Origin of the sequence: Phormidesmis priestleyi BC1401 (assembly GCF_001650195.1) — a bacterium.
In the GTDB taxonomy this organism is placed as follows: domain Bacteria; phylum Cyanobacteriota; class Cyanobacteriia; order Leptolyngbyales; family Leptolyngbyaceae; genus Phormidesmis_A; species Phormidesmis_A priestleyi_B.
In genome coordinates, this window is the sequence record NZ_LXYR01000012.1 from 36183 (window position 1) to 49945 (window position 13763).

The 13763-nt window shown below is 50.5% G+C and carries 10 protein-coding genes; 6 read left to right on the forward strand and 4 right to left on the reverse strand.

The window, feature by feature from the left end:
• Positions 1 to 184: 184 nt before the first annotated feature.
• From A8707_RS08875 to A8707_RS08890, 4 genes are all read left to right on the forward strand, one after another.
• Entirely contained in the window at positions 185 to 1261 is a 1077-nt protein-coding gene (locus tag A8707_RS08875) for a cytochrome c oxidase subunit II (RefSeq protein WP_068816453.1), read from the forward strand.
• Positions 1262 to 1341: 80 nt separating this feature from the next.
• Complete coding sequence (gene ctaD / locus A8707_RS08880; protein WP_068816454.1) at positions 1342 to 3108, forward strand: cytochrome c oxidase subunit I; 1767 nt, start codon at positions 1342 to 1344, stop codon at positions 3106 to 3108.
• A gap of 72 nt (positions 3109 to 3180) precedes the next feature.
• Positions 3181 to 3807: a cytochrome c oxidase subunit 3 gene (locus A8707_RS08885; RefSeq protein ID WP_068816519.1), complete on the forward strand. Its 627-nt coding sequence runs from the start codon at positions 3181 to 3183 to the stop codon at positions 3805 to 3807.
• 147 nt (positions 3808 to 3954) lie between these two features.
• Positions 3955 to 5826 (forward strand): hypothetical protein, encoded by a 1872-nt coding sequence (locus tag A8707_RS08890; protein ID WP_068816455.1) that lies wholly within the window; start codon positions 3955 to 3957, stop codon positions 5824 to 5826.
• Positions 5827 to 5857: 31 nt separating this feature from the next.
• Here A8707_RS08890 and A8707_RS08895 read toward each other — a convergent pair whose 3' ends face one another.
• Positions 5858 to 7285: a 1-acyl-sn-glycerol-3-phosphate acyltransferase gene (locus tag A8707_RS08895; RefSeq protein WP_231947989.1), complete on the reverse strand. Its 1428-nt coding sequence runs from the start codon at positions 7283 to 7285 to the stop codon at positions 5858 to 5860.
• Between the two features lie 150 nt (positions 7286 to 7435).
• On the opposite strand from A8707_RS08895, the gene ylqF reads away from it, so the two are divergent.
• Positions 7436 to 8272: a ribosome biogenesis GTPase YlqF gene (gene ylqF / locus A8707_RS08900; RefSeq protein WP_068816456.1), complete on the forward strand. Its 837-nt coding sequence runs from the start codon at positions 7436 to 7438 to the stop codon at positions 8270 to 8272.
• A 200-nt stretch (positions 8273 to 8472) separates the two neighbouring features.
• Entirely contained in the window at positions 8473 to 9699 is a 1227-nt protein-coding gene (gene ispG / locus A8707_RS08905; protein ID WP_068816457.1) for a (E)-4-hydroxy-3-methylbut-2-enyl-diphosphate synthase, read from the forward strand.
• A gap of 90 nt (positions 9700 to 9789) precedes the next feature.
• Here the strand turns inward: ispG and A8707_RS08910 are convergent, their stop codons facing one another.
• From A8707_RS08910 to A8707_RS08920, 3 genes are all read right to left on the reverse strand, one after another.
• Entirely contained in the window at positions 9790 to 11208 is a 1419-nt protein-coding gene (locus tag A8707_RS08910) for an IctB family putative bicarbonate transporter (protein WP_068816458.1), read from the reverse strand.
• 98 nt (positions 11209 to 11306) lie between these two features.
• Positions 11307 to 12836, reverse strand: coding sequence for a GAF domain-containing sensor histidine kinase (locus A8707_RS08915; RefSeq protein WP_231947990.1), 1530 nt, complete (start codon positions 12834 to 12836; stop codon positions 11307 to 11309).
• A 91-nt stretch (positions 12837 to 12927) separates the two neighbouring features.
• Entirely contained in the window at positions 12928 to 13674 is a 747-nt protein-coding gene (locus tag A8707_RS08920; RefSeq protein ID WP_068816459.1) for a GUN4 domain-containing protein, read from the reverse strand.
• Between the last annotated feature and the right edge of the window lie 89 nt (positions 13675 to 13763).

Consider the following 13763-nt stretch of genomic DNA (forward strand, 5'->3'; position numbering starts at 1 on the left):
GCGACCACACAACGTAGATTTTGAGCCTAAACCCTTGAAGTTGTTCTGTTGCAGTATGGTAGATCTATCTACCTCAAGTCACTCTACCAAGGTCAGATTCAAGCCCTAAAATTTGAGGCATGTTCGGTGGTTTTCGTTTGGTCGCTGATGCGATCGCCCAGTTGTTTGTGAGATTTGACAAATCGTGAATATTCCAAGTCAGATTACAACCCTGCTGGCTGGTATCGCTCTGACCCTAGTCAGTTTTTGGTACGGTCAGAATCATGATCTTCTACCTATCTCCGCTTCGGTTGAGTCTATTCGTGTCGATAGTCTCTTCAACCTGATGATGACGATCGGGACGGGGATTTTTCTGCTGGTTATGGGCATATTGGTCTACTCAGCGTTTAAGTTTCGTCGTGAACCTGGAGACGAATCAGATGGACCTCCCGTCCACGGCAACATCCCCTTAGAGATTCTTTGGACGGCGATCCCAGCCATTATGGTTCTGGGTATTTCGATCTACAGTTTTGATATCTACAACGAAAATGGTGGCGCTGATCCGATGGATCACTCAATGGCGCATGGCAAAGCTCATCAGCAAATGGCGAGTATGCCAGGGTCTGCGATGGCAGGAACTCTAGTGGCGCAAGCCGATCCCAATCAGCAGAAGGCAGAAGTGGTCAATTCAGACCCGACCACCGCAGCCATCCGTGAAGATTTGCCGCAGAAAAAAGACGCGCCGACGCTGGGCGTTGTATCTCCCAAAATTGGCGGAGCAGAGCCAGGAGCGCCTGAGTTTGTCGTCAACGTGGCGGGAATGCAATACGCTTGGCTGTTCACCTATCCTGGTACAGACGTAGTGACGGGTGAGTTGCATGTGCCAATCAATCAGAAAGTGCTGGTCAACATCACCGCAAATGATGTGATTCACGCCTTCTGGGTGCCTCAATTTCGCTTGAAGCAAGACGCAATTCCAGGACGGCAAACTGAAGTGCGATTCACCCCCAACAGACTGGGCGAATATCCGCTGGTTTGCGCTGAACTGTGTGGCGCTTATCACGGTGCAATGAACACTAAAGTTGTCGTCGAGTCTGCCGAAGATGTCCAGAAATGGCTTCAGAGTCAGCAAGTCGCCAGCGCTGAAGGACTCAGCAAAGCGGTTGCTACGACTCCGGCAAACATGACTGAGACCGAGTATCTCGCTCCCTATGCCAAAGAGGTGGGGATCAGCGCAGACACTCTCAAGCAACTTCATTCTGAGCACCATTCCATGAGCTAGTGGTTGAGGTCATTCGTCATCACTCAATGGCAAATGACCTGTGACCTGTAATGAATGACAGAGAACCCTTGACATTTCTTATGACCCAAGCCGCAGAATATCAAGAACAAGCTAATCTTGTTGCCCGCGGTTCCGAACCGGACAAGAACGATTGGCGCAAATACTTTGGTTTCAGCACTGACCACAAAGTAATTGGGATTCAATACCTAGTTACGACGTTTATTTTCTATCTCATGGGTGGCGTGCTTGCGACTCTGGTGAGAACCGAGTTAGCGACTCCCGCCTCTGATTTTGTCAGCCGCGAGGTCTATAACAGTCTGTTTACCGTTCACGCAACGGTGATGATCTTTTTGTGGATCGTGCCTGCGGGAACGGGTGGATTTGGTAATTATTTGATCCCCCTGATGATTGGGGCGCGAGATATGGCGTTTCCTCGCCTCAACGCGATCGCCTTCTGGATTATTCCACCCGCAGGAATTCTCCTAATGTCCAGCTTTTTTGTGGGCGCACCTGGTTCGGGTTGGACTTCTTATCCACCTCTGAGCTTGATGAACGGTAAAGCAGGAGAACTGATCTGGATTCTCAGCGTCTTGCTGTTAGGAACATCCTCAATTTTGGCGGCGGTGAATTTCATTGTCACCATCTTCAAAATGCGGATTCCTGGAATGGGGCTAAACCAAATGCCCTTATTCTGCTGGGCAATGCTGGCAACTTCATTTTTGGCGCTGGTCGCGACTCCTGTTTTGGCAGGTGCGATGATCTTGCTGTCGTTTGACCTGATTGTGGGCACAAATTTCTTTAACCCAACGGGCGGCGGCGATCCCATTGTCTACCAGCATATGTTCTGGTTTTACTCCCATCCGGCAGTCTACATCATGATTCTGCCCGTGTTTGGGATGATTTCAGAAATTGTGTCGGTGCACTCTCGCAAGCCGATTTTTGGATACAAAGCGATCGCCTATTCCAGCGTTGCGATCTGCGGGTTGGGGCTAATCGTGTGGGCACACCACATGTTTACAAGCGGCACTCCTCCCTGGCTGCGAATGTTTTTTATGATCACGTCGATGATCATTGCCGTGCCAACGGGCATTAAAGTGTTTAGCTGGTTGGCGACGATTTGGGGCGGCAAACTTCGTCTCGAAAGCCCGTTGCTGTTCGCGATGGGATTCATTTCTCTATTCGTGATTGGTGGCATTAGTGGCGTAATGGTCGCGTCTGTGCCGTGGGATATTCACGTTCACGACACCTACTTCATTGTGGCTCACCTGCATTACGTGCTGTTTGGTGGCAGCGTGTTCGGGTTGTATGCTGCGTTTTATCACTGGTTCCCCAAAATGACGGGGCGGATGCTCAACGAAACGTGGGGCAAAATCCACTTTGCTCTCAGCTACGTCGGGTTTAACCTGGCGTTCATGCCGATGCACAAATTGGGGATCGAAGGGATGAACCGCCGAATTGCGGAGTATGATCCCAAGTTTGCAGCACTGAATCTGCTGTGCACGATCGGAGCCTACCTCCTAGCCGTCTCCACGCTTCCATTCTTGGTAAATGTTTGCTGGAGTTGGGTTTATGGCGAGAAAGCGAGCGATAACCCCTGGCGTGGTCTGACGCTGGAGTGGATGACCACCTCTCCTCCTCCGGTCGAAAACTTTGACGCAGATCCCGTCTTAGCCACGGGACCTTATGACTATGGAATGGGCAGTCGCGCAACCGAAGTTAACGTTGCGTTCTCAGATGCCAGCGATCCCGTTCTTTCAGCAGGTCCAAGCTCCACGCTGCGGGCAAAACCTGACCCAGCAGTTGCGGCTAGCCCCAGCGATCGGGTGGGTGAGAGCCACAACCGTTAAAGCATTTGAGGTTTGAACTGGAGATATCTGATTCAGACCTCAACGTTTTTTGTCCTTTACCAAGACGCAATCATGACAGGTTCCACGCTTGATTCCGCAAAAACGGTTCTCAATCATCATCACGACGCAGAAGTGGTTGCCGCTCATGGAGCAGAACACCAAGACTTTCGACTCCTAGGTATCATTGTCTTCCTGGTTGCAGAGGGCATGATTTTTCTGGGTCTGTTTATGGCATATCTCACCTTTCGATCGGTGGCAACTGAGTGGCCTCCCGCCGGGACACCTCGCCTCGAACTGTTGCTGCCCGGAATCAACACCGCCATTCTAGTTTCTAGCAGTTTTGTGATTCACAAGGCTGATACGGCGATTAAAAAGAATGACGTGAAAGGGCTACGGCTCTGGTTTGGAATCACCGCTGCAATGGGCGCTGTTTTCTTAGCCGGACAACTCTATGAATACTTCCATCTAGAGTTTGGACTGACGACTAATTTGTTCGCCAGCACCTTCTATGTGTTGACGGGTTTTCACGGACTCCACGTTCTCTTTGGGCTAGTGCTGATGCTGGGAGTGTTGTGGCGATCGCTGAAGCCTGATCACTACAACAGCAAAAGTCACTTCGGCGTAGAAGCTGCTGAAATTTATTGGCACTTTGTCGATATTGTGTGGGTCATTCTCTTCTTGATGCTCTACATTCTGTAGACTGATCCCGCAATCACAGTTTTTGAGCAGCCTCCAAGCAATTGGGGGCTTAATTTTTTTTAAGGAAAGAAGCGACACTTAAAAAAGCCTGTATATTAACTTGTCGGTATCTAATCGAGCGCCTACTTAGCCCCAGAGTGATTGAGCATGAATCTACCCTTTGTTTTAGATGTCGCGATCGGCTTAGTGTTTATTTATTTAATTCTGAGTTTGCTCGCGTCTGAAGTTCAAGAACTGATCACAACTCTGTTGCAGTGGCGGGCAAAGCATCTCAAGGAGTCGATCGAGATTCTCTTAGGTGGAGGCATAGAGATTCCTGAGCACCAAGCGCAGGTCACAGCCCTGGTAGATGAACTCTATAACGACCCACTGCTGAAAAATGTGAACCAAGGAGCCACAGAAGGCATCGCCCTTTGGTTTCGACGGTTCACAAAAATATTTCCGAGCAATCGCAGAGGAGCTTATGGAGAACAACTGGCAACAGGTCCGTCCTACGTTTCTCCCGAAACGTTTGCGACTTCTCTTTTAGAACGATTGGGAATCTCTAAATTAATCGATAAGCTCACAGAAGTCAGGCTAGAAAAATTTGCAACCCGATTGGTCGGAACCTATAAAGTCAACGATAATGACGGAGTTGAGATTCCGACGAGTCAAGACCTAAAAGACCACTGGGAAGCTGGAAAAATTAGGCAGATTGTCGAGCAGGCAAATCCAGATCAGGCAGATTTAAGCAGCGATCCTAACTTTGTGGGATTGGTGACTGACTATCACGACATTCTCAAAGACTTTCGATCGAGGCAAGCCACTTTAAAGACGTGCGTTGAGCGAATGGGAGAAAGCCTCGATCGCTTTATTTTGGCAGGTTCGCCAGCAGGCTCTGAAGCGGAAGGAGTGCCTTTAATCGGTCGTCTAAAGTCTTTTAAGCTGGGAATTTTTGGAGTAGACAACGAACGGGCGATCGTCTCTGGTGGACTCAGACCCTCGCTGTCTGAAATTGCGGATATGGTGAATCAAGGAAGTGATGTCTATAAAGAAATCACAGATGCTTACGCAATTATTAGAACAAAGCTACCGCCGATCAACGAAAAAATAAATGCATCAATGAATGCACGGCTTGATGCTTATAACAACTCTGAAACCCCACCTCTGAATCTAAAGTTAAGTGACTTAGCGAATGAACAGCGTGATCTGTTTCGCAACGCTGCGATTAGAGAACTTTCAGAAGAAGACTATGCGCTGTATCAAGATTACCAATCCTACGTCGAGATTGAGAAAGGCTTAACCAAGCTCCCTGCCCCAGTTAGAGAAAGTCTGGCGGTTTTGGCGAGGCGTGCTCAAACTAGAGTCAAGCAAACTGAGAGTGACATTAATCAACTGCGCGAAGAAGTTTCACTGTGGTTCGATCGCTCTATGTCACGCGCTTCGGGCGTTTATAAACGCAATGCAAAAGGCGTTGCCATTTTGATTGGCATTACGATCGCTTCACTTATAAATGCCGATACCTTCCATGTGTTTGATCGTCTCTCTAGCGATGAAAATCTAAGACAAGTGATCACAAAACGGGCAAGTGACGTGGTTCCTGTAAATGGAGCCAGACCTCCTCTGCGCCAAGAGCTAGACGACATCCGCAACCAAACTAATGATGCGCTAAAAAATGTAGCGCTACCGATTAGCTGGAATCCGGCAAACTTATCAAAGCAATTTGACTGTCCTCCGGCTGCGCCGATTAACCGCGAAAACGTCACCAGCGAGCAGGAGTGGGCGACGATGTTTGCGAGTTGTCTCAATCGTCAACCCGAAAACCGAGCGCTCTCTTTCTTCGATAAAATTGGACTGACAGCACAGATTTTTTTAACGCGTCCTTGGGAGGGGTTTAAGATGTTGCTCGGTTGGATGCTGAGTGGCATTGCGATCGCGATGGGTGCCCCCTTCTGGTTCGATTTGTTAAGCAAGATCGTCAATGTCCGCAACACGGGCAGCAAGCCCAAACAAGCTCCAGAGCAAACCCCACCTCCATGATCAGGCTTCGGACTGTCTCTTGAGACCTGCCCTAGAAAATCATACGTTCAAGTGCAGTTTGCAGGTCTTGAGTGAGATCAGAAACGGCTTGTTTTCCGGCGCGGCGATTGCTGTGATAAGTGTCCCAACGATCGGAGACTGAAATAGGTTGTCCGATCGTCACATAGCCACATTGTTTACCTAATTTTGGGCGATTGAGGGCATTGCCACCTTTGATTTTGGTGATTACATCCCACATCAATAAGGTCGTTTCGGCAAAACGCTCGGCGCTGGGCTTTTCTAGGACGTATTTGCCTGTGACCGCGACAAAGCTTTCGACTAGACGCATGTGCCAGATGCGAAGGTTCGCTTCTTCAGCGACGCGATCGGCGAGTCCTCGTCCTAGAGGTGACAGCGTTTCTAGGTGCAAATCTTCGCGAAAGACATAATCCCATCCAGCTTGTTCGAGTTTGCGACAGCGATCGATGACGCTTCCTTTAGGCTGAAGGTTGAAATATTGTTCTGCTACTTGCAGCGCGACATTCAGCAACGCCTCTAAACGGACGGCAAACTCTGCATTTGAGCCAGGAGAAACGCCTTCAATCTCAGACGATTTTGCGGCAGTGGTCGGCAATGGCTGATGATAAAAGCGCGTGTAAAACTCTTCCATCACCGTTAACAAATGCTCTGCCAACTGATAGAGCCGATGATAGAGATGCCCTTCTCTGGTTCGTCCGCTTTCATCGTTCATCCCGTCCGACAGTCCGCTATCGGCTTCTAGATCACTGAGCAGTTTTTCGAGCGCTTTCCAAGGAGGGGTGACATAGCGATACTGAATTCCGATCGGCACGATTAAAACTTTTTCCGATCGTCCCCCTTTGATCAAATCCTCAACGCACCAAAAGCCAAGCTGAGCGATTCCTGGCTCTAAAGGGCTGACGGTTTCGTTGTGCCCATTGGTTGCGCCTTCGGGGGCTGCCAAGAGCGGGAATGCGCCATTTGCAAACAGGTCACGAGCAGACCGTAAACCGACCCGATCGAGCTTGCCGCGATGAATCGGAGTGCCGCCTAATTTAGAGTAGAGCCACCCCGCCAGCGACCCAGCCCATAAAGGAATGCCGCGATCGTATATAAAATGAGCATGAGTAGGAGCCTTGAGTCGGATGCCCTGCTGTCGTGCCACTTTGGGCATCAAATAATGCAGCAAATAGCCAACGCAAATCGGATCGTGAACGCTAGGATGGCGAAACGCGAGCAGCAATCGCACCTTGCCCGATTGAAACTGCTGATAGAGATGGGCGAGTTGCTCAACATTTTCGGCTTCGACGCGAGTGAGCGGAGTTTTAAATCGCATCCAGAGCGGCAGTGCGCGCCGCACGAGATTGACCACGGTGAGATCAAGATCTGGAGCAATGAATTCTAACGGCGGCTGAACTTGGGTCACCGATCGAGGAGCCAGCCTTCTAGAAAATTGGGGCAAGAGAAGCCTCCTAAACTATCAATAAAAGGGACGATAGTCTGCAAAAAGGCATGAAGGGAATCTAGATAGGGGCTGAAAAGTCTCTAAGATAGAAGTCTGCCATTGAGAGCAAGCCTTTTTCAGTATTCACTCGCATTCCTCCTTCCTCCCATGTCTTCTCCCCCCATTCAATGGTATCCCGGTCACATCGCCAAAGCAGAAAGAGCGCTCTTTGAGCAGCTTAAGCGAGTCGATGTCGTGTTAGAAGTGCGGGATGCTCGAATTCCCATGTCCACGCATCACCCTCAAGTCGATCAGTGGATCGGCAGCAAAGGGCAAGTGTTGGTGCTCAACCGCACCGATATGATCCCCGCCCAAACTCGTCAGCAGTGGACGCAGTGGTTTCGATCGCGCGGACAAGAACCCAATTTCACCGATGCTCAACACGGCAAAGGCATTGAGGCAGTGGCTCAGGCAGTGCAAAACGCAGGCGTACAGGTGAATGAGCGGAGGCGCGATCGCGGTATGTTACCCAGACCGATTCGGGCAGTCGTGATTGGCTTCCCAAATGTGGGAAAATCTGCGTTGATTAATCGATTGCTCAATCGTCGAGCCGTTGAGAGTTCTCGCCGTGCCGGAGTCACGCGTCAACTGCGATGGGTGCGAATCTCTGATCAGATTGAATTGTTGGATGCCCCAGGCGTTTTGCCCAACAAGCTCACTGATCAAGAAGCAGCGATCAAACTGGCAATTTGTGATGACATTGGTGAAGCTGCCTACGACAATCAGCGCGTCGCGGCATCGCTCGTCGATTTGCTCAAACAGTTGCAGAGCGATCGCCCGCTAGCAGCCCGATATGGAGTCGATTCGGCTGAGTTGACGGGGGCAAGCTATTTGGAAGCGTTAGCAGAGCGGAAATATAAAGGAGACGTTGAGCGATCGGCGCGTCAGATCCTCAACGACTTTCGTAAAGGAATATTGGGCACGATCGCGCTAGAACTCCCTTGATTTAAGCCTTCATTGCACCGCCATGTCTGGCGCGGTAGAGCCAGAATCTCGACATTTGGTTTCATCGGCTCGGTGAGCAAATCGAGCATTTTTTGCACTGTGCGCTACAAATCAGTCAAAACGGCTCCATCTGTGGCAATCTGAGAGACAGAGAGAATTTTAATTCTATTTCTTTGCTGTCGAATCTTAACAACAGCCGTATGCAAACTTTGTCAACTCCCGTTCCGTCTGCTCCGATTTCTAGTGAGCTTTCTACTGACCCGACGATTCACCGTCGCAAAACTCGTCCCGTCCCGGTTGGCAGCATCACGATCGGAGGCAGTCATCCGGTCGCGGTGCAGTCGATGATCAACGAAGACACCCTGGATATTGAGGGATCGGTAGCAGCGATTCGACGGCTGCATGAAATCGGCTGCGAAATTGTCCGTGTGACGGTGCCCAGCATGGCGCACGCAAAGGCGATGGAAGAGATTCGTGATCGGCTCCACAAAACCTATCAGCCTGTGCCCCTAGTGGCAGATGTCCACCACAACGGCATGAAAATCGCGCTCGAAGTGGCGAAATATGTCGATAACGTGCGGATCAATCCCGGTCTCTATGTGTTTGAAAAACCCAAGAGCGATCGCACCGAATATACAGCCGCAGAATTTAAAGAGATTGGTGACAAGATCTACGAAACGCTAGAACCGCTGGTCGTTTCTTTGCGCGACCAAAACAAATCGATGCGGATTGGGGTCAATCATGGCTCTTTGTCTGAACGGATGCTGTTTACCTATGGCGATACGCCAGAGGGCATGGTCGAGTCGGCTCTAGAGTTTATTCGCATTTGTGAATCGCTCGATTTTCATCATATTGAACTCTCGCTCAAGGCATCGAGAGTGCCTGTGATGCTGGCTGCTAACCGCCTCATGGTCAAACGCATGAACGAGTTAGGCATGGATTACCCGCTCCATTTGGGCGTGACCGAAGCCGGAGACGGTGAATATGGACGCATCAAATCCACCGCCGGGATCGGCACCCTGTTGGCAGAAGGCATCGGCGATACGATTCGCGTCTCTCTGACCGAAGCGCCTGAGAAAGAGATTCCGGTCTGTTATGGCATTCTGCAAGCCTTGGGGCTGCGGAGAACGATGGTCGAATATGTGGCGTGTCCGTCTTGCGGGCGCACGCTGTTTAACCTAGAGGAAGTCTTGCATAAAGTGCGAGATGCGACGCAGCACTTAACCGGGTTGAACATCGCGGTGATGGGCTGTATTGTCAACGGTCCGGGTGAGATGGCGGACGCTGACTATGGCTATGTGGGCAAGCAAGCCGGACTGATTTCCCTCTATCGGGGTCGAGATGAGATCAAGAAAGTGCCGGAAGCAGATGGCGTTGAGGAGTTGATTAATTTGATTAAAGGGGACGATCGTTGGATCGATCCCTAGTGTCAAAGTAGTCTAACCTCAGATTTACGAAGAGCCTTTCGGATCACAGCATCTGAAAGGCTTTTTTGTAAGCGGGATTTTGCACGCCACCTATTCAGCGATCGAATCATCGTCCGCGGTCGGCTGATAGGTATAGAAACTAGCAATCAGCGCGATCATCAGCCACCAAAGCGTATTCACTGCTGGACGGTAGAGTACCGTATCAACACATCCGTGGGCAAACATAGCAGCTAAAGCACCGATGATGCCAATTAGCCAAAAACCATCTCGATCGCTCATCTGTCTCAGCCGCTTCAGTTGCACAAATCCCTGATTAAACGTCACCAACAACAGCCACAAAAACGAAAATAAACCAATCATTCCCATCTCAACCGTCACCTCTAAGAGAATCGAGTAAGCACTGAGCGCACTAAATTTTGCTCTCTGATAAAGCGGATAGATTTTTTTGAACGGGGGATCACCGGGACCAATCCCCAACACGGGATAGTCATGAATCATTTGCAAAACTGAAGTCCATACATTGAGACGAAAATTGTTGCTGCTGTCACCTCGTCCCGCAAAGATGCTGGCGACTCGATAGCGCAACAGAGGAATCGTGATCACCGCCAAAGCAAACAATCCAGCAACGGTGCCGATCGCGATCGGAAGTGCCCAAATTCTCCAAAAGCGCGGCATCCCCACACTCCACCAATACAGCACCAGCACCAGCAAGGTAAGCATCAACACCACTAAGCCAATCCAGCCGCCCCGACTCCCCGTGTAGTAGAGACACATGAAGTTCGCCACCGTCATCGTCACCGCCAAAAGTTTTGGAACCCAGCCCCTCCAGGCGAATATTGCGGCAACACTGAGCGCGATCGCAGGCAGCAAATAACCCGCCAGCAGATTTGGGTTTCCTAAAAAGCTATAAACTCTCACGGCATCAGCATTTGGAGATTCTGGATCAACCCACGTCGCCAGCGCCTCTGCCCCAAAAAACTGTTGATGAATGCCATAAACGCTCATCAGCAGCGCGACGTGTAAAAAGAGCGTGATTAGCCACGATCGCAGACGAGGTGATCTCAACACCCGCGCCGCCAGCGCAAACAGCACGATATAAAGGGTTAGCTTACTCCATCCTGTAAACGCCAATTTCTTGACCGGAGACATCGCGGCAGAGATCGTGGCGACTCCCCAAAACAGCGACACCATTAAATGAATGGGCGTTAACCCTGATCCTAAAGCCGCTTTTTGCTCTGAGTCAAAGCCCCGATCGTCTGAAATTGTCAGCAGTGCCCAATAACAGCCGCACGCGAACAGCAGCACCCCCGTCAAGTCACTCGACACAAAGGGAGTCAACCCAAAAACCGTGCTCAGAAGTGCCGCTCCGATCGGGTCTGCCCACTGCATCAGCACACTGCGCTTACGCCACGCTTGCAACGGTCCGACTAATCGATGCAAATAGCTAGCGCCGCGCCACCGATAGAGCGGCATCGCAGAGAGTGTGACCTGTTGCCAAACCGAATTCATAAGCGATCCCCAAAGCCTCAGAGAATAATAGCCAAGCCGCATTTAGGCTATGGTCAATTATCCTCAAAAACGGATCTTTGGCAAGGGGCATCACCCAATCAGCTAGGCGCGCTTAACCGGGGAAGAGTAACCACATATCGATATCCCGGCTCTGAGCCACCTTGAATGAGAATTTGTCCGCCGTGCATTTCTGCTAGTTGATGGCTCAACAGCAATCCTAAGTCTCGGCGAGGAACGTCTGCCTCGATCGTAGCTGGCACGGCTTCATACTCGGCGATCGCGGTAGTCATCTGGTTATACTCTGATAAGCCATTGCTATTGGTGTAACCGTCATAGTCGAGGCTCATTAGAGCAGCAGACCCGGTAGGCGTGTAGATCTCTGAGTAGCCCATCTCGTCGCCAAAGCACGGGTGAGATGACCAAACAGTTAGCCTCAACCCGCCTCCCTTGTGCGAGACGTGGAGGCGGATTAGACTTCCGGCGTTAGACACTTGAATCACACTAAACAGTAGGTGATAAAGCATCTGCCGAATCTTATCTTTGTCTAGCATCCAGACGCGGTTTCCAGGCTCGACCGAAAGCCGAATCGTTTGCTCTCGACGGTAGGCGGCTTGCTCTGAGCTGCTGATGGCTTGCTCACACAGCATCGCGACCTCAACAGAAGAAAGATTCAGAGATCGGGCGCTGTCATCCATTTGTGACAGTTCTAAAATCTCTTTCACTAAAGACAGCAAATATTGCCCACTTTGGTGAATGATGTCTAGGTATTCTTTCTGTTTGGGGGTCAGAGGTCCATAGATTTCTCGATTTAAGACGCTTGCCATCCCCATTACTGAAGTGAGAGGAGTTCGCAACTCTTGAGTGAGTTGAGCGAGTAGCTCACACTTGACAGGCTTAGGTGCGAGGCTAGGGGACTGAAGGGCGATCGTAAAGGCTTGTTTTCCGTGAATTTTCGCAAGGTGAGTGCGCTCATACTCGCTCATAGCCAGACGAGCAGTGAGCGCCAAAAATTCGATGTCTTTCGCCGTGAAGAGTCGTGGCATCAGATCCATCACTGCTAGCGAACCGATGCACTCACCGCTCGAAGTCAACAGAGGAGCACCCATATAGGCACGAATTCCATACTGTTGTGTGAGAGTGCTATTGCTGAAGGCTCGATGATCGAGGGTGTCTGCGATCGTCAACACTTGATGACTGTCTACGACATGAGCGCAGAACGACTCATCGCGAGGCATTTCGCGCGATATTGCCAGACCGTTCATCAAGCCCAATCGAGACAGCCCAACCGCCGACTTAAACCACTGGCGGTCTTGATCCATCAAGCTCAGGATGCAGATAGGAGACTCTAAAAAGTGAGCGGCGGTCTGAGTCGCCTCCTCAAAAATTGGAACGCTGTCTGTTTCTAGCAAGCCCAACGCTGTCAGTCGTGACAGACGCTGATGCTCACGCATTGCAACCGTTAAACCATCTAAGCGACAAAAAAGTCTGCTTTCAGGGATTCCCATTCCAACCCCAACCCCTATCGATAAGTCCGTGAGATCCTGTAATTGAAGAGACTTCTTTGTAGAATAGTCTTCATCTATTTCAAGACTGCCCTCACCCTCTGCCATGTGAACGGTTGTAGGCAAGGGAGATTACTGAAGTTTGCGAACTAGACGACTGAGGCGATCGAAAACTCTCCTAAATCTTCAACATTTTTACTTAAGAATGAATAGAGCGTCACTCAAACCAGGCAGGATGCTCCAACAGAGCTGCAATCACCCGCACGCCGCGCAGTTGATTAGACAGCGGCAGATGCCCTCTCGGAGCGTCGAGACTCCAGGTAAACCCATTGGGGTAGCGAGTCCAGTTATTGCCAGACTTCCAGCCAATCTTTGACCAAAGTTTGTCCCAGTTCTTGCCCACACCGAGCCAGCTTTCACGCTGCACCGAGAAACCAAACCGACCGCCTGAGTGGGCAAGCCAAAGGGCGTTAATAGTCTGCAAATCGATCGACGACAGGCTTTCAATCTCGGTGAAGTAGATCCACTTACGCTGCACTGCCGCAGACCCTGCAAGCTCACACAGTTTTTGAATTGTTAACTTGTCGGCTGCTTCAAACTCTTGCTTTGCCAAAAGCTGCTGGAGCGGGAGATAGTCAAGGTTGTGCTGCGATCGTAAGGGCACCGTCCCGGTCGGAAAGTGCTGCTGAAGAAAATCGACCACCTGAGAGGCGTGGGTGTTAAACAGCGCTTGATAAACTTTTGCCTCGACGACTTTAACCGGAGTTTTGCTCGATCGTTCCTGCTCTAAGTCAGGCTGACGCTCTCGCAAAAACTCCATCAAGACTGCCAAGCCTGCGTCTCCTTCGGCAATCAACTCGTCAATGATCTGTAGCTGAACTTTCTCTGGCTCCGATCGCAGCTTGTATTGCAGGGTAGCAACGCTGGCGGGAATGTTGACCGAAGCGGTATCTGAGTTAGTCATGAAACGATTTATTCCAGATTGCAGCAGGGAAAGGCTAGGGATTGGGAATTAAATAAGACCCGAATTTGCCCTCACCCTCTCCTTGGGAG

Coding starts and splice junctions, on each gene's coding strand:
- A8707_RS08920 (WP_068816459.1), bottom strand. CDS start 13,674: ATGACTAACTCAGATACCGCTTCGGTCAACATTCCCGCCAGCGTTGCT.
- ispG (WP_068816457.1), top strand. CDS start 8,473: ATGCAAACTTTGTCAACTCCCGTTCCGTCTGCTCCGATTTCTAGTGAG.
- A8707_RS08890 (WP_068816455.1), top strand. CDS start 3,955: ATGAATCTACCCTTTGTTTTAGATGTCGCGATCGGCTTAGTGTTTATT.
- ylqF (WP_068816456.1), top strand. CDS start 7,436: ATGTCTTCTCCCCCCATTCAATGGTATCCCGGTCACATCGCCAAAGCA.
- A8707_RS08910 (WP_068816458.1), bottom strand. CDS start 11,208: ATGAATTCGGTTTGGCAACAGGTCACACTCTCTGCGATGCCGCTCTAT.
- A8707_RS08885 (WP_068816519.1), top strand. CDS start 3,181: ATGACAGGTTCCACGCTTGATTCCGCAAAAACGGTTCTCAATCATCAT.
- ctaD (WP_068816454.1), top strand. CDS start 1,342: ATGACCCAAGCCGCAGAATATCAAGAACAAGCTAATCTTGTTGCCCGC.